Annotated in this window: 18 protein-coding genes and 5 tRNA genes; 20 read left to right on the forward strand and 3 right to left on the reverse strand. The window is 39.2% G+C overall.

Going from position 1 to position 24059, the window contains the following annotated elements; all coding sequences use genetic code 11:
- Positions 1–11: 11 nt before the first annotated feature.
- The 3 genes from FAZ19_RS05305 (at position 12) to FAZ19_RS05315 (ending at position 3482) form a co-directional block, all read left to right on the forward strand.
- A complete protein-coding gene (locus FAZ19_RS05305) occupies positions 12–1373 on the forward strand; it encodes a sigma-54-dependent transcriptional regulator (RefSeq protein WP_136819643.1) in 1362 nt (453 codons plus the stop codon).
- A 28-nt stretch (positions 1374–1401) separates the two neighbouring features.
- Entirely contained in the window at positions 1402–2721 is a 1320-nt protein-coding gene (locus FAZ19_RS05310) for a sensor histidine kinase (RefSeq protein ID WP_136819644.1), read from the forward strand.
- A gap of 341 nt (positions 2722–3062) precedes the next feature.
- The gene (locus FAZ19_RS05315) at positions 3063–3482 is read left to right on the forward strand and encodes a hypothetical protein (RefSeq protein WP_136819645.1); all 420 of its coding nucleotides are present in this window, start codon (positions 3063–3065) and stop codon (positions 3480–3482) included.
- Here FAZ19_RS05315 and FAZ19_RS05320 read toward each other — a convergent pair.
- Entirely contained in the window at positions 3479–4618 is a 1140-nt protein-coding gene (locus FAZ19_RS05320; protein WP_136819646.1) for a BamA/TamA family outer membrane protein, read from the reverse strand. The two genes, FAZ19_RS05315 and FAZ19_RS05320, sit on opposite strands and share 4 nt — an antisense overlap.
- Before the next feature lie 624 nt (positions 4619–5242).
- Between FAZ19_RS05320 and FAZ19_RS05325 the strand changes: the two genes are divergently transcribed.
- From FAZ19_RS05325 to rpoC, 14 genes are all read left to right on the forward strand, one after another.
- Positions 5243–5315 (forward strand) — tRNA-Thr (locus FAZ19_RS05325).
- 25 nt (positions 5316–5340) lie between these two features.
- Positions 5341–5421: transfer RNA gene (locus FAZ19_RS05330), tRNA-Tyr, on the forward strand.
- A 59-nt stretch (positions 5422–5480) separates the two neighbouring features.
- Positions 5481–5553: transfer RNA gene (locus FAZ19_RS05335), tRNA-Gly, on the forward strand.
- A 92-nt stretch (positions 5554–5645) separates the two neighbouring features.
- Positions 5646–5717: transfer RNA gene (locus tag FAZ19_RS05340), tRNA-Thr, on the forward strand.
- Positions 5718–5792: 75 nt separating this feature from the next.
- Entirely contained in the window at positions 5793–6977 is a 1185-nt protein-coding gene (gene tuf, locus FAZ19_RS05345) for an elongation factor Tu (protein WP_136819647.1), read from the forward strand.
- A gap of 161 nt (positions 6978–7138) precedes the next feature.
- Positions 7139–7209: transfer RNA gene (locus FAZ19_RS05350), tRNA-Trp, on the forward strand.
- Positions 7210–7232: 23 nt separating this feature from the next.
- Positions 7233–7427, forward strand: a complete 195-nt coding sequence (secE, locus tag FAZ19_RS05355; RefSeq protein WP_136819648.1) for a preprotein translocase subunit SecE — start codon at positions 7233–7235, stop codon at positions 7425–7427.
- Positions 7428–7446: 19 nt separating this feature from the next.
- Entirely contained in the window at positions 7447–7992 is a 546-nt protein-coding gene (gene nusG / locus FAZ19_RS05360; protein WP_136819649.1) for a transcription termination/antitermination protein NusG, read from the forward strand.
- Positions 7993–8217: 225 nt separating this feature from the next.
- On the forward strand, positions 8218–8661 hold the full coding sequence (gene rplK, locus FAZ19_RS05365; RefSeq protein ID WP_136819650.1) for a 50S ribosomal protein L11: 444 nt from the start codon (positions 8218–8220) through the stop codon (positions 8659–8661).
- 22 nt (positions 8662–8683) lie between these two features.
- Complete coding sequence (gene rplA / locus FAZ19_RS05370; RefSeq protein ID WP_136819651.1) at positions 8684–9382, forward strand: 50S ribosomal protein L1; 699 nt, start codon at positions 8684–8686, stop codon at positions 9380–9382.
- Positions 9383–9384: 2 nt separating this feature from the next.
- Complete coding sequence (gene rplJ / locus FAZ19_RS05375) at positions 9385–9903, forward strand: 50S ribosomal protein L10 (RefSeq protein WP_136819652.1); 519 nt, start codon at positions 9385–9387, stop codon at positions 9901–9903.
- A 75-nt stretch (positions 9904–9978) separates the two neighbouring features.
- Entirely contained in the window at positions 9979–10356 is a 378-nt protein-coding gene (gene rplL / locus FAZ19_RS05380) for a 50S ribosomal protein L7/L12 (protein ID WP_136819653.1), read from the forward strand.
- 162 nt (positions 10357–10518) lie between these two features.
- A complete protein-coding gene (rpoB, locus tag FAZ19_RS05385; protein ID WP_136819654.1) occupies positions 10519–14328 on the forward strand; it encodes a DNA-directed RNA polymerase subunit beta in 3810 nt (1269 codons plus the stop codon).
- 70 nt (positions 14329–14398) lie between these two features.
- Positions 14399–18676 carry a DNA-directed RNA polymerase subunit beta' gene (gene rpoC, locus FAZ19_RS05390; RefSeq protein ID WP_136819655.1) on the forward strand — a complete coding sequence of 1426 codons (4278 nt, stop codon included), beginning with the start codon at positions 14399–14401 and terminating at the stop codon, positions 18674–18676.
- Between the two features lie 77 nt (positions 18677–18753).
- Here the strand turns inward: rpoC and FAZ19_RS05395 are convergent, their stop codons facing one another.
- Both FAZ19_RS05395 and FAZ19_RS05400 read right to left on the reverse strand, forming a co-directional pair.
- Positions 18754–19395, reverse strand: coding sequence for a beta/alpha barrel domain-containing protein (locus FAZ19_RS05395; RefSeq protein ID WP_136819656.1), 642 nt, complete (start codon positions 19393–19395; stop codon positions 18754–18756).
- 2 nt (positions 19396–19397) lie between these two features.
- Positions 19398–20390 carry a sugar kinase gene (locus FAZ19_RS05400; protein WP_169305570.1) on the reverse strand — a complete coding sequence of 331 codons (993 nt, stop codon included), beginning with the start codon at positions 20388–20390 and terminating at the stop codon, positions 19398–19400.
- A gap of 157 nt (positions 20391–20547) precedes the next feature.
- Here FAZ19_RS05400 and FAZ19_RS05405 point away from each other — a divergent pair, with 157 nt between their 5' ends.
- From FAZ19_RS05405 to FAZ19_RS05415, 3 genes are read left to right on the forward strand one after another with little or no spacing between them, the layout of a single operon-like run.
- Entirely contained in the window at positions 20548–21369 is an 822-nt protein-coding gene (locus tag FAZ19_RS05405; protein WP_136819658.1) for an SDR family oxidoreductase, read from the forward strand.
- Positions 21370–21409: 40 nt separating this feature from the next.
- Positions 21410–22579, forward strand: coding sequence for a mannonate dehydratase (gene uxuA, locus FAZ19_RS05410; RefSeq protein ID WP_136819659.1), 1170 nt, complete (start codon positions 21410–21412; stop codon positions 22577–22579).
- A 35-nt stretch (positions 22580–22614) separates the two neighbouring features.
- A complete protein-coding gene (locus tag FAZ19_RS05415; protein WP_136819660.1) occupies positions 22615–24057 on the forward strand; it encodes an MFS transporter in 1443 nt (480 codons plus the stop codon).
- Positions 24058–24059: the final 2 nt, after the last annotated feature.

A 24059-nucleotide genomic window follows, 5' to 3' on the forward strand; every position in this document is an offset into this window, starting at 1 on the left:
ATTTTTAGCGGATGGATTTAAAAAAAGCCTCTATACTGGTGTTAGACGATGATCAGGATTTACTCACGGCGGCTCGAATTTTGCTAAAATCGAAGGTCAGGAAGATAAGTGTAGCACACAATCCCGAAAATTTATTAGCCACATTAACTAAAGAAGATATTGATCTGGTCTTGTTGGATATGAACTATAAGAGTACGATTAATACGGGAAATGAAGGCTTATTTTGGCTCTCGCAGGTGAAAAATAAGTATCCCCATATTCGGGTAATTATGATAACGGCTTACGCGGCAGTCGACCTGGCCGTGAAATCGTTGAAACAGGGAGCGGCTGATTTTATTGTTAAACCCTGGCAGAATGAGCAGTTGATCGAAACGTTGGAAAATGTATTGGCAGAAAAGAAGGAAGTCACGGTCAGTACATCCAGTAAGGGAATACACGATGACGGTATTATCGGCAAATCATCCGTTATGGCCGATTTGCAACATAAAATTAATAAGGTTGCACCAACAGAGGCAAATATTTTGATCCTTGGTGAAAACGGGACAGGTAAGGATCTGATCGCACATGCGATTCATTCCAGGTCTTTCCGTAGTAAATCTCCTTACGTCAAAGTAGATGTGGGGGCATTGACTGAATCCCTGTTTGAAAGTGAACTATTCGGTTACAAAAAAGGAGCCTTTACGGATGCGCGGGAAGACCGAAAAGGAAGGTTTGAGCATGCGAATAAGGGAACTTTGTTCCTGGATGAAATAGGAAATATATCGCTGCATCAGCAATCAAAGTTATTAAGTGTATTACAAAATAGAGAGGTGATCCCATTGGGATCTAGTCAACCCGTTCCGGTAGATATACGGTTGTTGACGGCAACAAATGTATCCCTGAAATCCTTATCGGATGAGAGCCGATTTCGTAAGGATCTAATATATCGAATTAATACGGTTGAAATACAGGTTCCACCACTTCGGGACCGAGGAGATGATGTGTTGTTATTGGCGGAACACTTTTTAGCTTTTTATTCCAAGAAATACAATAAACTGATTGAGGTTATTGAAAGTGACGGACTACGAAAATTAACGGATTATCATTTTCCGGGTAATGTCCGGGAGCTACAATATAGTATCGAAAGGGCCGTGATTATGTCGGAAGAAAGGACATTAAAAGCGAATGATATTCTTTTTTCGCCAATTGAACAGGTGGAGGATCTTCATCCGCTTGATGCAACACTTCCTAATCCCCGTAACTTAGAAGAACTGGAGCGAAAAGCCATTAAGTCTGCTATTGACCGTCACAATGGAAATATTAGTAAAGCAGCTAAAGAATTGGGGCTTACACGTGCAGCACTTTACCGTCGATTAGAAAAGTACAATATTTAATGAGATTCAGAACGTAAAAAATCGGGATATGTCGCGTTACGTAATATCAGTTGTTTTTAAGGTAATTGTCTTATTAGCTTGTGCTGTAGGGGTAGCTTATTTGTTTTTTTTACAACGATATACCTATGCCACTTTATTGTTTTTGGTAACTGTTGCGGTTTTATACTACATTTTGTCAAATCAACATGTGCTGTATAAATACCTTATTGAGTTTTCTGAGGCTGCCAGGTATAATGATTTCACTCGACGGTATCCCATTAAGAACCCCCGATCGGCAGAGGGAAAGCTGTTTACCGCCTTTAACCAAGTCAACCAAACGTATAAAAGTATAAGTGCGGATAAGGAAGTCCAAAATCAATACCTGAATAAGGTCATTAATATGCTGGATTCGGCCATTATATTTTACAATCATGACACAGGTAAAGTCATTTGGATCAATGATGCGTTCAAGCAATTGTTCCAAACACCTCACCTCGGAAATATAAAGGGAATGCAGAAGCGACATAAAGAACTGTATGAGAAGACGATGGCCCTTGATGTTGGACAGCAGCAGATGGATGTCATCAATTCGAGCAAGGGAAAGATTAAGCTTCTGATACAGACTTCTGAATTTGGGACGAAGGATGGACTTTTCCGTATTATCGTGTATCAAAACATCAATGAGGCCATGGATGCAACAGAGACCAGGGCCTGGCACAAATTGTTACGGGTACTGACGCACGAAATCATGAATTCTATTGCCCCGATTACCTCTTTAGCCGAAACACTATATAGTAAATTGGATCTATTGGAAGGGCACGAAGAGATTGAGGATGTGAAATTGGGCATATATACCATAAAAAGAAGGAGTGAGGGCCTGTTGCAATTTGCCAAAAGTTACCGATTGATTAATAAGGTTGACCAGCCGGAATATACCGATATAATCGTCGTACAGCTATTCGAAAATATCTATCAATTATTGGAACCCACCTTGATACAAAAGAAAATTGATCTGGATATCATCATTAAAAATACCAGATTAATTCTACAGGCGGATGTCAATTTAATAGAACAGGTCTTGATTAATATCGTTCTTAATGCTATAGAAGCTGTTAAGGGAGTAGAAAATCCGTATATAAGTTTGAGTGCGTTGGAAAAGGAGGGTAATATCCAGTTGAAAGTTGAAGATAATGGAATTGGGATGTCGGTAGATATTCAGGATCAGATATTTACTCCGTTTTTTACAACCAAGAAGTCGGGGAGTGGCATAGGACTGACATTGAGCAAACAGATTATGTTATTGCATAAGGGTAATATTTTCGTTGATAGCGATGAAGGCAAGGGAAGTGTATTTATCTTGCAATTTTGAGATGGTAGGCGAGACATCGTGTTCGGTTTATAGTCGCTATCTGTTCGGGAAAGAGTCATGGCCTCTTCGTAGCAGATAGAAGATGTGTCCGTGTTAACTCCGTATTGAGTCCGTGACGAGTCCGAGTCTAGCACGGATTCGAGGTGGTTTTAGTGTGCTTGCATAGTTGATATACCTGCCGTATGGTGCGAAGAAAGGACATCTGCAATGCGAAGCGGTATCAAATAGGTGCTAATACACGGACTCGGGGTATTAAAACATGCACATCGTAAATTCTTTGGAAAACAATAATTAAGTTTGTCGCGATGTTATTTTTCTTTCGGTTGATATCACATTTTATATTGTCTAATAGTAGGCATGGTACACATTCCCCTTTTGTTTATAGGTTGGCAGATGAGGTGATTTACACAGCAACTAGACAGAAAGCCAGAGGGGGCAGTAAATCTGATCTTCTTATTAAAGAAATTGCAGCGTATTATGGTGTAGCAATAAAACAGGATAAATCTGCATGGAGTGGAGCGCTTGATGTTTCCATCGAAGAGCTACAGCTAGAGGAGGTTGTGGATTTACAGCATCGTTTTACATTTCTTTTTCTAAGAGATATCCATAAGAGCCTTTCTAATACACGAAGATGGAACAACTTGACCGAAGAAGACTCCATTACTGTTACGATAGATCTGTTCTATTTTGGAATAGTGTGTCAGCGGGAAGGGCAGCGGAAGGAGCATTTTAAGCTCCGTTTCCCATTTTGGAAATATTAAAAGGCTTCACTGATACTTAGGTAAAAGCCAGACTGTCTTTTTTCTCCCGATCTCTTTTCGCCATATGCATAATCCAGTCGGATCGTACTGTTATGCTCTAAACTAAAGAAATAACGTATTCCTCCACCAAATGAAGGTACTAGCCGTAGGTTGTGCTGAGGAGAGAACGTACTTCCTGTACCCCCAAAGACAACAGCTCCGAGTCGTGGAATAATTCTATAGCGTAGTTCTGCCTGTGTAGCCGTATAGCTCTTGTCTTTATAACGTCCTAGATAATACCCTCTCATCGTCATGTCACCTCCTAGATCCCTAAAGGCGTAGAAAGGCATATCTTTACCGATGGAAGCCCTGTATAGTGTCTGGATAGCGGTTGTTAATTTGGGTGTGAGGGGGTAGAAGTATCTGACGTCTAATTCGATTTGACTGCCTGTGAAATTATCTCCGCCCCAGAAGTTGGGAGCATAAGCATATTTTATTCGGCTGTAAAGGCCAGATGTGGAGTAAGTTGTGTTATTCCGGGTGTCAAATAATGCAGATACTCCCAATGCAAGATACTTTCCGCCCGTTTTACCGAGGACTTCATTAGATTCGAAAACACCTCCTGGTTCGTAATCCGAAAAAGAAAAGTGTTCAAAATTTGCATTTACTCCTAAGTAGAGTTTTGACGTTATTTTCTTTTCAATGTCGAGCTTCACTCTGAATAGCTCTTGGTCGATATGGTCTTCATTTATCAGTAACGTTTTATTACCAATACCGTAAAAATTAAATGGCCAATCTCTAAATCTTAATTCGGAAATAATATGATAGTCATTGTTTTTTGTCCAAATGTCTGATGTTAGCTTTATGTTCTTTTGTTGCTTGGTTGTCATCGTTGCCATCAGTGTTAAATTGGACGTCCGGCTGCTCAAATCTGATTTGTCTGCATAAAAATTATAGGTTGATGCAAATCCATATTCAAGTCCAGATTCTTGCGAATATCCTACAGCGGGTAAGACAATAAAACTCGCTCCTCTAGAAGAATCATTTTTAGATGACAAGAACTTTTTGATTGTCTTTTTTATAAGATTATTGTTTTGTTGTGCGGATAAGGATAGCGATAGTACGGAGCAAAGACAAAAAATAAAAGCTTTTTTCATTCGAATAAAATTGTTTTAATAGACAGTGAATCTTGCAAAGGCGGCTTTATTTATTTTACTTCTTGTTTGCTTTTAATGCCGTTCAAGGGTTCGCTTTCGCATAGTTCTTTTTTCGAGCAGTAGCGAACGCAGGTTTCACGTATTTTTAATGTCGTTTTTATATGCTTCAAACATAGATAAAATGCCTCGAATTCACGAATATCTAATCGCAAAAACACAAATCTATGCATTAATACATAGTTTAATATTCTATAAAGTGGCGTTATGTAGTTAACGTTCTCTGTGCAGCGGTTGATGATTTATTAGGCAGAGAAAATATAAATCTAAATGTTTCGGAATTGAAGATGGAATTGGAATCGAAAATTATTTCATTGCATATCAGTACAATGAAAAGTATGGGGCTGCTTTTTTAAGGTAATTATTTTGTAAAGTCCTTTTAGTACCTATATTTGCATCATCAAAAGCAATACGGGCTATCTTGGAATTAGTTTTTGAGTTGTTCTTTAAATAAAAAAACTTTTTTTTAAATACTCTTGCAAAAGTGAAATTAAATTTTGATTTTTGCACTCGCTGTTCAGAAGAACAGATTGTTCTTAGAGATTTATATTAAAAGAAAAAATATTAGCCTCCTTAGCTCAGCTGGTAGAGCAACTGACTTGTAATCAGTAGGTCATTGGTTCGATCCCGATAGGAGGCTCTAAAGCGACGCAAGTTGCTGGTCTGGAGGGGTTCCAGAGCGGTCAAATGGGACGGACTGTAAATCCGTTGCTTCGGCTTCGAAGGTTCGAATCCTTCTCCCTCCACACTAAACAGTTTGCGAGTTGTTGCAGGTGAAAATCTGATTACAATCTCGCAAACAAAAGCGGAAGTAGCTCAGTTGGTAGAGCGATAGCCTTCCAAGCTATAGGTCGCGAGTTCGAACCTCGTCTTCCGCTCTTTAATATCAAGATTTTGGGTCTCTATCTTTCATGATAATCATGTGATGTAAGGTGGAGGCAATAATCTGTAAATAAGCTTTTGATAAGAAGCCGAAGTAGCTCAGGGGTAGAGCACTTCCTTGGTAAGGAAGAGGTCGTGGGTTCAAATCCCATCTTTGGCTCGAATAATTTAAGTTTATTAACTTTGTAATGAATTTTAATAACGAAATATTTAATAATTACTAATTCGCATAAACATGGCAAAAGAGAAATTTGACCGTAGTAAACCACACTTAAACATTGGTACAATCGGTCACGTTGACCACGGTAAAACTACTACAACTGCAGCTATCACTAAAGTATTAGCTGATAAAGGTCTATCAGAAGCTCGTTCATTTGATTCAATTGACTCTGCTCCTGAAGAAAAAGAACGTGGTATTACAATTAATACGGCACACGTTGAATATTCAACAGCGGCGCGTCACTATGCACACGTTGACTGTCCTGGTCACGCGGATTACGTGAAAAACATGGTTACTGGTGCTGCTCAAATGGATGGTGCGATCATCGTGGTAGCTGCTACTGACGGTCCTATGCCTCAAACTCGTGAGCACATCTTATTGGCTCGCCAAGTAGGTGTTCCAGCATTAGTTGTTTTCATGAACAAAACTGACTTAGTCGATGACGAAGAGTTAATAGACTTAGTTGAAATGGAAGTTCGTGAATTATTATCATTCTATGAATACCCAGGTGATGATATTCCTGTAATCAAAGGATCTGCTTTAGGGGCGCTTAATGGTGAACCTGAATGGGTAGAGAAAATTATGGAATTGATGGATGCTGTTGATAATTACATTCCAATTCCTCCACGTTTGACTGAGCTTCCTTTCTTGATGCCAGTAGAAGATGTGTTCTCTATCACAGGTCGTGGTACAGTAGCAACAGGTCGTATCGAAAGAGGTGTAATCAACTCTGGTGATCCAGTTGAGATCTTAGGTATGGGCGCTGAGAACTTGAAATCTACAGTAACAGGTGTGGAGATGTTCCGCAAAATCTTAGATTACGGTGAAGCTGGTGATAACGTAGGTTTATTGTTGCGTGGTATTGAGAAAACTGATATCCGTCGTGGTATGGTTATCTGTAAACCAGGTTCGGTAACTCCTCACGATCACTTCAAAGCTGAAGTTTACGTGTTGTCAAAAGCTGAAGGTGGACGTCACACTCCATTCTTTAACAAATACCGTCCTCAATTCTATTTCCGTACAACAGATGTTACTGGTGAAATTTCATTAGCTGAAGGTACTGAGATGGTTATGCCAGGTGATAACGTTACAATCACAGTTAAGTTGATTTCTCCTATCGCTATGGAAAAAGGTCTACGTTTCGCTATCCGTGAAGGTGGTCGTACAGTAGGTGCTGGTCAGGTAACTGAAATTTTATAGTCTTAGAGATTGTAACTACAATATAAAAATAAGCTAATTAGCTGATGCTGATTAGCTTATTTTTTCTAAGGATTTACTTCGCTTAACGGTGAAAAAAAATAAATAATATTTGCTGTAATGTGTCGTAAACACTATATTTGCAGCATTGAAATAATAACTACACGGGCATAGTTCAATGGTAGAATAGAGGTCTCCAAAACCTTCGATCAGGGTTCGAATCCTTGTGCCCGTGCTAACATAACTTAAGTAACTATAATGGCTAAAGTACTTGATTTTTTTAAAGACTCTTATGTTGAGATTACGGAGAAGGTAACTTGGCCTACGTGGTCTCAGTTGCAAAATCATGCAGTTGTCGTACTTGTTGCGTCTATTTTAATCGCATTGATCATTTTTGTAATGGACAAGGCCTCAAGTAATGTGTTAGAGGTGTTGTACGGTACAGCTTCTTAATTTTATCAATCCAATATCTATGGCTGATCAGAGTTTGAAATGGTACGTGGTGCGTGCTGTAAGTGGTAAGGAAAAAAAAGTAAAGCAATATATAGAGGCGGAAGTAAGTCGTCTTGGTGTTCAGCATTTGGTTCCACAGGTATTGATACCTATGGAGAAATACTATCAAATGCGTGATGGTAAGAAAGTAGCAAAAGAGCGTAACTATTATCCTGGATATGTGCTTATCGAGGCGACTTTAGATGGCGAGATCGAACATATAATCAAAAACTTAAATAGTGTAATAGGTTTCTTGGGCGATAAGGCCGGCAACGCGATTCCACTTCGTCAGGCGGAAATAAACCGTATTTTGGGTAAGGTGGACGAAATGGCTGAGCAAGGAGAGACCATTAATGTTACCTATTATGTAGGTGAAGCCGTGAAAGTAGTGGATGGTCCATTTAATGGTTTTACGGGCGAAATCGAAGAAGTGCATGAAGATAAAAAGAAACTTACGGTAATGGTAAAAGTTTTTGGTCGTAAGACACCGCTAGAACTTAACTATATGCAGGTAGACAAAGAATAGATAAATATAACGTAAAAATATTAGTAAGCCCTTCTGAAATCAGGAGGGCTTTTTTATAGGTCAATAATAGAAATATATTTAAAAATAGTTTGTTGATGATTATATTTTGTATATCTTTGCACCTCATTTGGTTGCAAGATTAGATTTTTAGATCAAATGAATAAATGTTACGTTATTTGCTTCCAACTTACTAACAAACATTTAACACATTAAATTTATAACAAAATGGCAAAAGAAGTCAGTGCGTTAGTAAAATTACAAGTTAAGGGCGGCGCAGCCAATCCATCTCCTCCAGTAGGACCTGCTTTAGGTGCTAAGGGTGTGAACATAATGGATTTCTGTAAGCAGTTCAATGCTCGTACGCAAGACAAACCAGGTCAGGTTTTACCTGTTGTCATTACTGTTTATGCCGACAAATCGTTTGATTTTATCATCAAAACTCCACCGGTAGCTATTCAATTGAAAGATGCTGCTAAATTAAAAAGTGGATCGGGTGAGCCTAACCGTAAGAAAGTTGCTGCGGTGACTTGGGAACAGGTTGAGGTTATTGCTAAAGATAAAATGCCGGATTTGAACGCATTTACTGTAGAGTCAGCTATGAAAATGGTAGCTGGAACGGCGCGTAGTATGGGTATCACTGTTTCAGGTGACGCTCCTTGGAAAAATTAATTAACGAAATCAATTTAAGAAAGTGGCTAGATTAACAAAAAATCAAAAAGCGGCACTATCCAAAATTGAAGCTGGTAAGGCGTACTCTTTACAAGAAGCTGCGGCTTTAGTAAAGGAGATCACGACAACTAAATTTGATGCTTCAGTGGATATCGACGTTCGTTTAGGCGTAGATCCACGTAAAGCGAATCAAATGGTTCGTGGTATTGCGACATTACCTCACGGAACTGGTAAAACTGTGCGTGTTTTAGTATTGTGTACTCCTGATAAGGAGGAAGAGGCTAAAGCTGCTGGTGCAGATTACGTAGGTCTTGACGACTATATCAGCAAAATCGAAGGTGGTTGGACTGATGTTGACATCATCATTACCATGCCTAGTGTGATGGCAAAAGTGGGTAAACTGGGACGTATTTTAGGTCCGAGAAACCTAATGCCAAATCCTAAAACTGGTACAGTAACTACAGAGGTAGGTAAAGCTGTAACAGATGTAAAAGGTGGTAAGATCGATTTCAAAGTTGACAAAACCGGTATCATCCACACTTCAGTTGGAAAAGTGTCTTTCCCTGCAGAGAAGATTTATGATAATGCTTTAGAAGTATTACAAATTATCGCAAAATTAAAACCTTCAGCAGCAAAGGGAACATACTTCAAGAGTATCCATATCTCATCAACAATGAGTCCCGGTATTCATATCGAAACTAAATCAGTAGCAGGAATTTAATCATGAGAAAAGAAGAAAAACAAGAAATTGTTCAAGCTTTGGCCGAACAGATTAAATCTTTTGGTAATTTTTATATTACTGACACTGCTGATTTAACTGTTGACAAGATCAATGGAATTCGTCGCAAGTGTTACGAGCAAGGGATCATCATCCAAGTTGCTAAGAACTCATTAATCGAGAAAGCACTTATCGAAGCAGGAATCGATTCGGAAGAACTACGTAGTGTACTTAAAGGTGCTTCTACATTGTTATTTTCTGAATCAGGAAATGCACCAGCAAAGCTGATCAAAGAGTTGCGTAAATCAGGTGATAAACCTGTGCTGAAAGGCGCGTATATTCAAGAAACAGCTTTTATCGGTGACGATCAATTGAATGCATTAGTTACCCTTAAATCTAAGGATGAACTTGTTGCAGACATTATCGCAGCGCTTCAATCTCCAGCGAAGAATGTTATTTCTGCACTTCAATCGGGTGGAAATACTATCTCAGGTTTAGTAAAAGCTTTAGAACAAAGAGGATAACGAACGCCTCATTAATTTAAAAGTTCGTAATATTAATTAACAACATTATTAAGTAAATTCAAAAATCAAAATAAAATGGCAGATTTAAAACAACTTGCTGAACAGTTAGTAAACTTAACAGTAAAAGAAGTTAAGGAATTAGCTGATATCCTAAAAGACGAATATGGTATCGAGCCTGCTGCTGCGGCTGTTGCAGTTGCTGCTGCTCCTGCTGATGGCGGTGCTGCTGCAGCTGAAGAGAAAACATCTTTTGATGTAATCTTGAAAGAAGCTGGCGGTTCAAAACTAGCGGTAGTTAAATTAGTTAAAGATTTAGCTGGCTTAGGTTTGAAAGAAGCTAAAGATTTAGTTGACGGCGCTCCTAAAGAATTAAAAGTTGGTGTTTCTAAAGATGAAGCAGAAGCTTTGAAAAAACAATTAGAAGAAGCTGGAGCTGTTGTTGAGATTAAGTAATCTCAAATAAAGCCCCAAAAGGTTAGACTCTGATAGCATTTCTATCAGAGTCTATTCCTGTTTTATACTATAAGTCGTGTAAAGAGGTAGTGCTGGCTCCTTTACATTTACAACATGACAGCACAGTTAAGCTCAGTTTTTTTAAACTAAAATCTTATTCCCTTGGCAAACAGTAATATTCAAAAAGAAAGAGTAAATTTTGCTACAAGTAAGAAGGTAATTGATTACCCCGATTTCTTGGATGTGCAACTGCAATCTTTCAAGGAGTTTTTTCAATTAGAAACTACTTCTGATAATCGCCATCAGGAAGGGTTGTACAAGGTTTTCGCGGAAAACTTCCCTATTTCTGATTCAAGAAACATTTTTGTGCTCGAGTTTTTGGATTATTTCATTGATCCACCGCGCTATGATATCCAAGAGTGTATCGAACGTGGTCTAACTTACAGCGTGCCTTTAAAGGCAAAATTAAGGTTATCTTGTAATGATGAAGAGCACGAAGATTTCGAAACAATCGTACAAGATGTATATTTAGGTACAATTCCTTACATGACTCCCAAAGGTACATTTGTTATCAATGGTGCTGAACGTGTTATTGTATCTCAGTTACACCGCTCTCCTGGTGTTTTCTTTGGTCAGAGTAGACACACAAATGGTACTAAACTTTATTCTGCTAGGGTAATTCCTTTTAAAGGTTCTTGGATCGAATTTGCTACAGACGTGAACAATGTGATGTACGCTTATATCGATCGTAAGAAAAAATTCCCAGTTACAACTTTATTACGCGCAATCGGTTTTGATTCGGATAAAGATATCTTAGAATTGTTCGACCTTGCAGATGAAGTAAAAGTTAGTAAATCTGGTTTAAAGAAATATGTTGGTCGTCGCTTGGCGGCTAGGGTATTAAAAAAATGGATTGAAGATTTCGTGGATGAGGATACAGGTGAAGTTGTATCGATAGACCGTAACGAAATCATACTTGAACGAGAAACTGTCCTAGAAGAAGATCACATTGATATGATCATCGACGCCGGTGTTAAATCTATTATATTGGCAAAAGATGATGATTCGAACAATGCGGACTATTCTATTATATATAATACTTTACAGAAAGATACATCAAATTCTGAAAAAGAAGCGGTAGAACACATCTATCGTCAATTACGTAATGCAGAACCACCTGATGAGGAGACCGCTCGTGGTATCATAGATCGTTTGTTCTTCTCGGATAAGCGTTATGATTTAGGTGATGTAGGGCGTTATCGGATCAATCGTAAGCTTCAGTTGGATACGGCTGCCGAAACGAAGGTATTGACACGTCAAGATATTATCGCTATCGTAAAATATCTGATCAACCTGATCAATTCAAAAGCGGAGGTGGATGATATCGATCACTTGTCAAATCGTCGTGTACGTACGGTAGGTGAGCAATTATATGCGCAATTTGGAGTTGGTTTAGCCCGTATGGCGCGTACGATTCGCGAGCGTATGAATATCAGGGATAATGAGGTGTTTACACCTACGGATTTGATTAATGCGCGTACATTATCGTCTGTGATCAATTCATTCTTCGGAACGAATCAACTTTCTCAGTTTATGGATCAAACAAATCCGTTGGCTGAGATCACACACAAACGTCGTTTGTCAGCTTTAGGGCCAGGTGGTCTTTCCCGTGAGCGAGCGGGTTTCGAGGTACGTGACGTTCACTATACGCATTATGGCCGTCTTTGTACGATCGAAACGCCAGAAGGTCCAAACATCGGTTTGATCTCTTCACTATCGGTGCATGCTAAGATTAATAACTTAGGTTTCATTGAGACTCCCTACCGTATTGTAAGAGATGGTAAAGTTGTCGTAAATGAACCCGTAGTATATTTATCTGCGGAAGATGAGGATGGTAAAACTATTGCGCAGGCAAATGCACAATATGATGATAACGGTAATTATTTAGATCCTAAAGTAAAAGCTAGATATGAAGGTGATTTTCCGATTATCGTACCTGAGAAATTAGATTATATGGACGTTGCTCCTAATCAGATTACATCTATTGCAGCGTCATTAATTCCTTTCTTGGAACATGATGATGCGAACCGTGCCTTGATGGGATCTAACATGCAACGTCAAGCTGTTCCATTGTTGCGCCCACAAGCTCCTATTGTTGGAACTGGATTAGAAGGCCGTGTGGCTTCGGATTCTCGGACGTTAATTAATGCGGAAGGAAACGGGGTAGTAGAATATGTGGATGCACAGGAAATAAAGATTCGCTACGAACGTAACGAAGATGATCGTTTGGTTTCATTTGACGATGATATTAGAACATATCGATTGATCAAATTCAAGAAAACCAATCAGAACACTTGTATCAACTTAAAACCTATCGTAAGAAAGGGACAAAAAGTTACTAAAGGTCAAGTGCTTTGTGAAGGTTACGCTACTGAAGATGGTGAATTGGCATTGGGACGTAATCTGAAAGTGGCATTCATGCCTTGGCAGGGATATAATTTTGAGGATGCGATCGTAATTTCTGAACGTGTTGTGTCTCAAGATATTTTCACTTCATTGCACATTGAAGAATTCGAATTGGAGGTTCGTGATACGAAACGCGGCGAGGAAGAATTGACAGCCGATATTCCGAATGTATCAGAAGAAGCTACTAAAGATTTGGATGAGAATGGTATCATTCGCATTGGAGCAGAAGTGGGCGAGGGCGATATTTTGATCGGTAAAATTACACCTAAAGGTGAATCGGACCCTTCTCCAGAAGAGAAATTATTACGTGCTATCTTTGGCGACAAGGCTGGCGATGTTAAGGATGCGTCTTTAAAAACTCCACCTTCTATCAAAGGTGTTGTAATTGATACTAAATTATTTTCCCGCGCTAAGAAAATGTCTAAAGACGTCGAGAAAAAGGCTTTGGAAAAATTAGAAGTAGCGCATGATAAAAATCTAAGATCATTAAAAGAGCGTTTGGTAGACAAGTTATTTACTGTTGTAAACGGTAAAACTAGTCAAGGAGTTTATAACTCTTATCGCGAATTATTGGTGGCAAAAGGTGCTAAGTTTACGCAAAAGATCTTAACGGATTTAGACTACGCACACATCAATCCAACGGGTTGGACTACCGATGAGGAAAAGAATGAGATGATTAAAATGTCTCTTCATAATTACAATATAAAGTATAACGAAGAGTTAGGAGCTTTCAAACGTGATAAATTCGCGATCTCAGTAGGAGATGAATTGCCGTCAGGTATAGTTCAAATGGCTAAAGTTTACGTAGCTAAAAAACGTAAATTGAAAGTTGGAGATAAGATGGCTGGTCGTCACGGTAATAAGGGTATTGTTGCACGTATTGTACGTGATGAAGATATGCCTTTCTTAGAAGATGGAACGCCGGTCGATATCGTACTGAATCCTTTGGGTGTACCTTCTCGTATGAACTTGGGTCAGATTTATGAGACAGTTCTTGGATGGGCAGGTCAAAAATTAGGAATGAAGTTCGCTACACCAATCTTCGACGGAGCTGAAATGGGTCAAGTAGAAGAGTGGGTGGCAAAAGCGGAATTACCTAAATCGGGGCGTACATATCTTTACAATGGATTGACTGGAGAACGCTTTGATCAACCTACTACGGTAGGTGTGATCTATATGTTGAAATTAGGTCACATGGTAGATGATAAAATGCACGCACGTTCGATCGGACCGTATTCATTGATTACACAGCAACCATTGGGTGGTAAAGCGCAATTTGGTGGTCAACGTTTTGGTGAGATGGAGGTATGGGCATTAGAGGCATTTGGTGCATCTAATATCCTTCAGGAGATCTTGACCGTGAAATCCGATGATGTTGTAGGTCGTGCAAAAACTTACGAAGCAATCGTCAAAGGTAACAATTTGCCAACTCCATCAGTACCGGAATCATTCAACGTATTGGTACATGAGTTGCGTGGTTTAGGTTTAGATATCACATTAGATTAATCAAGCTCATAGGGCTTAATGGATGAAACATTCTGTTAAGCTTCTTTAAAGCTTTAACTTTTGAATAAGTATGTCTTACAAAAAAGATAATAAAATTAAAAGCAACTTCACATCGATTACGATCAGCTTAGCATCTCCGGAGACAATCTTGGAACGTTCAAGCGGTGAAGTTGTAAAGCCAGAAACGATCAACTATCGTACATACAAACCGGAACGTGATGGTCTATTCTGTGAACGGATCTTCGGTCCTGTAAAAGATTATGAATGTCACTGTGGGAAATATAAACGTATCCGTTATAAGGGTATCGTGTGTGATCGTTGTGGTGTTGAAGTTACAGAGAAAAAAGTACGTCGTGAGCGTATGGGGCACATCTCTTTGGTGGTGCCGGTTGCACATATATGGTACTTCCGTTCTCTTCCCAACAAAATTGGATACTTATTAGGTCTTCCTACTAAGAAACTGGATATGATCATCTATTATGAAAGATACGTGGTGATTCAAGCCGGTATCAAAGAAGATGATGGTATTTCTTATATGGATTTCTTAACGGAAGAAGAGTATTTAGATATTTTAGATACTTTACCGAAGGAGAACCAATATTTGGATGACAACGACCCTCAAAAGTTTGTTGCAAAGATGGGTGCCGAAGCTTTAGAAGAATTGCTGAGACGTATTGATCTTGATCAATTATCATATAACTTAAGACATCAAGCGGCTAATGAGACTTCTCAACAACGTAAAAATGAGGCCTTAAAACGCCTTCATGTTGTAGAAGCATTCCGTGGTTCGAGAGATCGTATTGAAAATCGTCCAGAGTGGATGATCGTAAAAATTGTTCCTATCATTCCACCAGAATTGCGACCTTTAGTTCCTTTGGATGGAGGACGTTTTGCAACTTCGGATTTGAATGACTTATACCGTCGCGTAATTATCCGTAACAATCGTTTGAAACGTTTGATCGAAATCAAAGCTCCTGAAGTGATCTTGCGTAACGAAAAACGTATGCTTCAAGAAGCTGTGGATTCTTTGTTTGACAACTCACGTAAAGTGAATGCTGTTAAGACCGAAGGTAACCGTGCGTTGAAGTCATTATCTGATATTTTGAAAGGTAAACAAGGTCGTTTCCGTCAAAACTTATTAGGTAAGCGTGTCGATTATTCGGCTCGTTCGGTAATCGTCGTGGGGCCTCACTTGAAATTACATGAGTGTGGTCTTCCTAAAGATATGGCTGCTGAGCTTTACAAACCGTTTATCATTCGTAAGATGATTGAGCGTGGTATTGTAAAAACAGTAAAATCAGCTAAGAAAATCGTAGATCGTAAAGATCCTGTTGTATGGGATATCCTTGAAAACGTACTGAAAGGTCACCCTGTATTACTAAACCGTGCGCCTACGCTTCACCGTTTGGGTATTCAGGCTTTCCAACCTACTTTAGTAGAGGGTAAGGCAATCCAATTACACCCGTTGGTATGTACAGCATTCAACGCCGATTTTGATGGTGACCAGATGGCAGTCCACTTACCGTTGGGCAATGCTGCAATTTTGGAAGCCCAAATCTTAATGTTGGCTGCACATAATATTTTGAATCCTGCTAACGGTTCTCCGGTTGCAGTACCGTCTCAAGATATGGTATTGGGTCTTTACTATATTACTAAAGGCCGTAAATCGGACGAAAATCGTAAGATGAGAGGCGAAGGAAGTATTTTCTATTCTCCAGAAGAAGTCATCATTGCATTAAATGAGCAACAAGTCGATCTTCACGCTTGGATTAAAGTTAAAACTCAAGTTAAAGTTGGAGATGAACAGTATGCTCAGCAAATCATTGAAACGACCGTAGGACGAGTAATCTTTAACCAGATTGTTCCACATGAAGTTGGTTACATCAATGAAATTTTAACAAAGAAATCGCTTCGTAATGTCATTGGAGAGATCGTGAAAAACACGGGTATGGCTCGTGCAGCGAAATTTTTGGATGATATGAAAGAATTAGGATTCCAAACAGCCTTCAAAGGCGGTTTGTCATTCAACTTGCAAGATTTGAATATTCCTGATGCAAAAGCTGATCTGATCGCTCAGGCTACTAATGAGGTAGAAGATGTAATGAATAACTATAATATGGGTTTCATTACGAACAATGAACGTTACAATCAAATCATCGATATCTGGACGCGTATCAATAACAGATTGACTGCGCACGTGATGGACATCTTATCAAATGATAACCAAGGTTTCAACTCCGTGTATATGATGTTGGATTCTGGAGCGCGTGGTTCAAAAGAACAGATTCGTCAGTTGTGTGGTATGCGTGGTTTGATGGCGAAACCTCAGAAATCTGGTAATTCAGGGGGTGAAATCATTGAAAACCCGATTTTATCAAACTTTAAAGAAGGTCTATCTGTATTAGAGTACTTTATTTCTACACACGGTGCGCGTAAAGGTCTTGCCGATACGGCATTGAAAACAGCCGATGCAGGTTATTTAACACGTCGTTTGCATGATGTTGCTCAGGATATGATTGTCGTAGACCACGATTGTGGAGGTTTACGTGGAATCTATACAACGGCATTGAAAGATAACGATGATATTGTTGAACCATTATATGATCGTATTTTAGGTCGTACACCACTTCATGATGTATATCATCCAGAAACTAACGCGTTGATCGTGGCAGCTAATGAAGATATTAATGAAGAGGTTGGCTATGCTATAGAGGCAGCAGGTATTGAAGGTGTTGAAATTCGTTCGGTATTAACTTGTGAATCTAAACGAGGCGTATGTGCTTGTTGTTATGGACGTAATTTGGCTTCGGGTAAACGCGTTCAAATGGGGGAAGCTGTGGGTGTAATTGCCGCACAATCCATTGGAGAGCCTGGTACGCAGTTAACACTTCGTACATTTCACGTGGGTGGTACAGCGTCTAACATTGCCAACGAGTCAACTATTATTGCTAAACACGAGGGTATTGTTGAATTTGAAAACGTTCGTACAGTTGAAAAAGAGGGAGCAACTGGCCCATACCAAGTTGTATTAGGTCGTTCGGGTGAAGTTAAAATTGTCGGTGCTGAGAATAAGGTTCTTTATCAACAAATTATTCCTTACGGCTCAAATTTATTTGTAAAAGAAGGAGAAAAAGTAGAAAAAGGAACCAAAATTGTTGATTGGGATCCATATAATGCTGTCATCATTTCAGAATTTGCAGGTAAAGTGGAGTTTGATGCCGTTATTGAAGGTGTTACTTTCCGTGAAGAATCTGATGAGCAAACAGGTCACAAAGAAAAGGTAATTATTGAAACTCGCGATAAAACGAAAAATCCAACTATCAAAGTTGTTGACAATAAGGGCGAAATAATCCGCTCTTACAACATCCCTGTAGGAGCCCACGTTTCGGTATCTAATGGTCAGAAGGTGAAAGAAGGAGCTATCTTAGTTAAGATTCCTCGTTCTACCGGTAAGACACGAGATATAACGGGTGGTCTTCCTCGTGTAACAGAATTGTTTGAAGCACGTAATCCTTCTAATCCTGCTGTTGTTACTGAAATCGATGGTGTGGTATCATTAGGTGGCGTTAAGCGCGGTAACCGTGAGATTTCGATCGAATCCCGTGATGGGCAGGTGAAGAAGTATTTGGTTCCTCTTTCAAAGCATATTCTGGTACAGGATAACGATTTTATTAAAGCAGGTATGCCTTTGTCAGATGGTCAGATTGCTCCTGGAGATATCCTATCCATTAAAGGGCCAGCAGCAGTTCAGGAATATATTGTAAATGGTATTCAAGAGGTTTACCGTCTTCAAGGTGTGAAAATTAACGATAAGCACTTTGAAACAATTGTTCACCAAATGATGCAAAAAGTTCATATTGAGGATCCCGGTGACACACGCTTCTTAGAAAAAGAAGCCGTAAACAAATGGGATTTCATGGAAGAAAATGATTCGCTATACGATAAAAAAGTTATTGTCGAATCAGGCGATTCTCCGACTTTACGCGCAGGACAAATTGTTACTTTGCGCAAACTTCGTGAAGAGAACTCTAGTTTAAAACGTCAAGACTTGAAATTGGTTGAAGTGCGTGATGCAATTCCTGCTACTTCGAGCCCGTTGTTGCAAGGTATCACTAGAGCTTCATTAGGAACTAAATCGTTCATTTCTGCAGCATCCTTCCAGGAAACTACAAAAGTATTGAACGAAGCAGCTATTGCAGGTAAACGTGATAATTTATTAGGTTTGAAAGAAAATGTAATTGTTGGTCACTTAATTCCTTCTGGTACCGGTCTACGTAAATACAGTAATATTATCGTAGGTTCCCGTGAAGAATACGATCAATTATTGGCATCGAAAGAGGAAGATTAATCTTCTCTTTCTACTATAGAAACAATAAAGGCTAGCAAATTTGCTAGCCTTTATTGTTTCTACAATGCTTGGAATATTTATTTTTTGATCCAGCTCAACAATTGCTTACTTCGATCAGCTAGCCACGAATAATCGGTAGCGCCTAGTGGTTCTTGGAATAACTTGGAACCAAGACCAACAGAGTATACTCCTGCATCAAACCATTCCTGAATATTTTTTTCTTCTACGTCAACACCACCTGTAGGCATGAATTTCACCTTAGGAAACAAAGGTTTGATCGCTTTTAAAAATTTTGGACCAAGCGTGTCTCCAGGGAATAATTTAACAAGTGGGGCTCCCAGTTTTTCTGCGACAGCGATTTCAGAAGGCGTCATACAGCCCGGAATCCATAAAATGCCCTTATCTAATGTTTCTCGAGCTATACTTGGTTCAATAATAGGACTTACAATAAATTCCGCGCCAATCGCTAAAAAGTTTTTCGCTTGTTCCACATTTTTTATCGTTCCTATGCCTAGTACCAACCCAGGTAGATGTGACTTCTTATAGTCCAATAATATCTTGAAGTTTTCCAAAGCTTTTTCACCTCGATTTACAAATTCGAAAACACGAATTCCACCATCATAAGCAGCCTTAACGATTTCAATACATTTTGTGCTGTCATCATGATAATAAACCGGTATTACAGGGTATTTATTGATTGTTTCTAATATATCGTTCATAATTAATTAAATTTTCCGTTTCCAAAATCACCTTCCACAAATAGTTTTTGATATCCTGCGCCCGTGGCTATTTCGATTATTTGCTGAGGATCAGATGTGTTTTTCAGCGCATGAATAAATCCTGCCATAAATGCATCACCACTTCCTATGCGATCGATAACCGCATTAGTTTCATATATTTTAGAGATACTATTATCTTCTCTTGAATGATAGGTTCCGTAGAAAAGATTGTGTGTAGGATTATCCATAAAACGATAGGTATTGGCGATATGTTTTACTTTAGGAAATTTATCGAATATATCCTTTGCTGATTTTACTGCATATTCATAATACGTTTGAATCTCGGTTTCGCGGTTCAGCGACTCATCAATAGATGTTCCTAGCATTTTATTTGCTGCCCAAATATTGCCCATTACTACATCACAGTATTCAACCAGTTGTGGCATTATTTCAATAGGTTGTTTACCATATTGCCAGAGCTTACTCCTGTAATTTAAATCTACTGAAATGGTGATATTTCTTGAACTTGCTTCTTTCAATAATTGATAGGTTAATGAAGCCATCTGTTCATTAAGAGCAGGTGTTAGGGCAGTCCAATGCAACCAATCTATATTTTCCAATAATGTTCCGTAATCGATGTCTTCTGGACGAAGCTGGCTAAAACTTGAATACTTTCGATCATATATTACTTCTCCTTTGGTAAGGCCGTTGGCAGATAGCAGAATATACGAGCCAATCCTATCTCCGATTTTGGAGACTTTACACGTGTCCACATTAGATTCGTGGAGTATAGCTATAATTTCGGAAGAAAGTGGATTGTCGGGAAAAGCACTGTAATAAGAAGTTTTTGTCCCCATTTGCGCTAACGATACAGCTACATTTGCTTCTGAACCTCCTGGATACAATCTGGATAAATTATTGCCTTTCTCAAAAAAGGAATTGCCTACAGCTTGTTGTCTGATTAATATTTCTCCAAAAGATAATACACTTTTCATTACAATGGTTTTGATTAATGCTCTAAAATACGATTTAACTGTGATAAATAGGAGACTGCTGATACATAAATTTACCGCAATCGTTATCGTATTTTACGTTCATTTATTGTTGTTTTTTTGGGTATCTTGCTTTGATAAAATTATAAACAGTTGTTAAATGAGCGTTTTAGATAAATTTTCCTTGAAGGGAAAGGTAATAATAGTCACTGGAGGTACGGGTGTTTTAGGGAAATCTTTTGTAAAGGCACTTGCAGAAGCAAAGGCTAAAGTGTGTATTATTGGTCGTGATCAAGCGCGTGCAGACGAGCGAGTACGGTTAGTGGAGACATTTGGTAGCGAGGGACTTGCTATTGTAGGCGATGTAATGGACGAGCAGTCCATGATAGTCGCCAGAGAGCAGATACTGGAAAAATGGGGGACAATAGATGGCTTGGTAAATGCTGCAGGAGGCAATATTCAAGGTGCAACAATTGCTCCGGAACAAGATCTCTTCGCCTCAAATATACAAGATACGATTAAAGCTATTGAACTAAACTTGTTTGGTACCATTATTCCAACTCATGTTTTTGGGAAGGTAATTGCAGAGAATGGCAAAGGTTCTATTATTAATATAGGATCGTTATCTTCAAGTCAGGCTATTACCCGTGTGCTGGGTTATACGGTAGCCAAAAACGGAGTTATTGGATTTACCAAATGGATGGCAACTGAATTAGCACTCCGGTATGGAGATAAGATTAGAGTAAACGCGATTGCTCCTGGGGTATTTTTGACCGAACAAAACAGGGCGTTACTTACCAACACGGATGGGACATACACTTCCCGCGCGCAAAAATTCATCAATGGAACACCTTTTACGAGGCTAGGAGATCCATCTGAGCTGGAGGGTACGTTGGTTTATTTATTGAGTGATGCGTCATCCTTTGTTTCAGGAGAAACTGTCTACGTCGATGGGGGATTTAATGCGTGGAGTGGAGTTTAAGAAGTTGCTTAAGAACAATACAAAAAAACAAAATAGTTGAATGAAAAATAGATTTGAACAAACTTGGAGATGGTATGGCCCTAGTGATTCGGTCAGTCTACAAGATGTAAAACAAGCTGGAGCTACAGGGATCGTCACTGCTTTACACCATATAACGCATGGAGATGTGTGGCCTGTGGAAGATATTCAGGAACGGAAGAGAATCATCGAAGAATCTGGACTGAAATGGTCTGTTGTCGAAAGTGTTCCAGTGCACGAAGCTATCAAGACAAGAAGAAGTGATGCAGCACAGTATATCGAAAATTATAAGCAATCGCTACGCAATCTTGCCTCTTGCGGTATACACATCGTGACATATAATTTTATGCCGGTACTGGACTGGACTAGAACTAAACTGGACCTGGAACTTACAAATGGTGCAAAAGCACTTTACTTTAATTGGACCGATTTGGCCGCGTTCGATCTCTATATCTTGAAAAGAGAGCATGCAGAAAAGGATTATCCACACGAGATCGTCGAAGAGGCAAAAAGACGTTTTGAAGGATTTACGGCGGCCGATATAGAAGATTTAAATAGAGTTATCCTAATGGGGATTCCAAGTGAGAAAGATATTAGTCTAGAAGATCTTCACGCAAGCCTTGAAATATATAAAGAGATTGGATTCGACGGATTACTTAATAATCTTCTTTGGTTTTTGAATGAAATCGCTGAAGTATGCGAGGAAAATAATATTAAGATGGCGATACATCCGGACGATCCTCCTTATCCGATATTAGGTTTACCAAGGATTGCCTCAAATAAACAGGATTATCTGAATATCATTAATGGATTGGACAGGAGCTTTAACGGGGTTTGTTTTTGCACAGGTTCATTGGGCGCAGGAATAAACAATAATGTTCCTGAGATTGCAGAAGCATTAAAACACCGTGTACATTTTGCACACTTCCGCAATGTGAAAAAGGATGAGCAGGGTAATTTCTATGAAGCAGACCATTTGGACGGTGATGTAGATATGGCCGCTGTCTTAAATATCTTTATCGATGAAAACCAGAAGAGAGAACAGCCTATTCCATTTAGACCTGACCATGGTCACCAAATGTTGGATGATTTGCAAAAAGTAACGAATCCAGGGTATTCAGCAATAGGTCGATTAAAGGGTTTAGCTGAAATTCGTGGACTGGAATTAGGAATTATTAGCTCAAAACCTTAACTTTAATATTTACTAAACCTTGTTATATAAACTTTATGAAGTCTAATTCAATGAGCAAGTATAGGTGGTCAATTTGCGCCTTGCTTTTTTTTGCTACTACTATTAACTATTTAGATCGGCAGGTACTGTCCTTGACCTGGAAAGATTTTATCGCTCCGGAATTTCATTGGACGAACAATGATTATGGTAATATTACCGCTTTGTTTTCTATTTTTTACGCTGTAAGTATGCTTTTTGCGGGTCGATTCGTCGATTGGATGGATACAAAAAAAGGATTTTTATGGGCAATAGGAGTGTGGTCGGTAGGTGCTGTTATCCACGCTTTTTGCGGAATCGCAACTTCTGGTATCGTCGCAGGTGAATGGTTTGTAGGATTTGAAGGTGCCCGAGAAGCTATTGGGCAAGTCCAAGACGTTGGTCGAGTAATCAATGTCAGCGTGGTGCTATTTATTTTTGCACGTCTAGTCCTTGCAATCGGTGAGGCCGGTAATTTTCCTGCTGCAATCAAAGCTACCGCAGAGTATTTTCCTAAGAAAGATAGAGCTTACTCTACCAGTATATTTAATGCAGGAGCAACTGTAGGCGCTTTAGTTGCCCCTTTGACAATACCGCTGATTGCAAAATTATGGGGATGGGAGATGTCCTTTATCATAATCGGTGGATTGGGTTTTGTCTGGATGGGCTTTTGGATTTTCATGTATGATAAACCGGAAGGAAATCCGAGAGTAAACGAGGCAGAGTTAAATTATATTCAGCAAGACAATACGCTAGAAGAAAATGCTGATTTGAATGCAAAGAAGAAGATGGAGAGGGTCTCCATTTTATCTTGTTTGAAACATAGGCAAACATGGGCATTCGCTTTTGGTAAATTTATGACAGACGGTGTCTGGTGGTTTTTCTTATTTTGGATGCCAGCTTACTTGAGTTCTGTCTATGATATTAAATCCTCCGATTTTGAAGGTCAACTTGCTGTTTTCGTCCTTTATGCAATTACGCTTTTATCGATTATAGGCGGTTGGTTGCCTACCTATTTCGTGGAAAAGCTGGGAATGAATCCGTACGCTGGTCGTATGAAGGCCATGTTGATCTTTGCATTCCTTCCGCTTGTGGTTATGCTAGCGCAGCCTTTAGGACATCTTAGTTATTGGTTTCCTGTAGTCTTAATTGGTATAGGCGGTGCGGCGCATCAAGCGTGGTCTGCAAATATCTTCTCTACAGTAGGCGATATGTTTCCTAAGAAAGCAATTGCTACGGTGACGGGGATTGGCGGACTTGCTGGTGGTATTGGAGCTTTTATAATAAACAAGTCTTCGGGTATGCTCTTCGACTTTGCAGGTCGTACTAATATGCAATTTATGGGATTTCGAGGCGAAGAAGCCGGTTATTTTATTATATTCTCGATTTGCGGAATAGCGTATCTTATTGCTTGGACAGTAATGCGAGCTTTAGTGCCTAAGATGAAATTGGTACAGATGTAAGT

Origin of the sequence: Sphingobacterium alkalisoli (genome assembly GCF_005049105.1) — a bacterium.
Classification (GTDB): Bacteria; Bacteroidota; Bacteroidia; order Sphingobacteriales; family Sphingobacteriaceae; genus Sphingobacterium; species Sphingobacterium alkalisoli.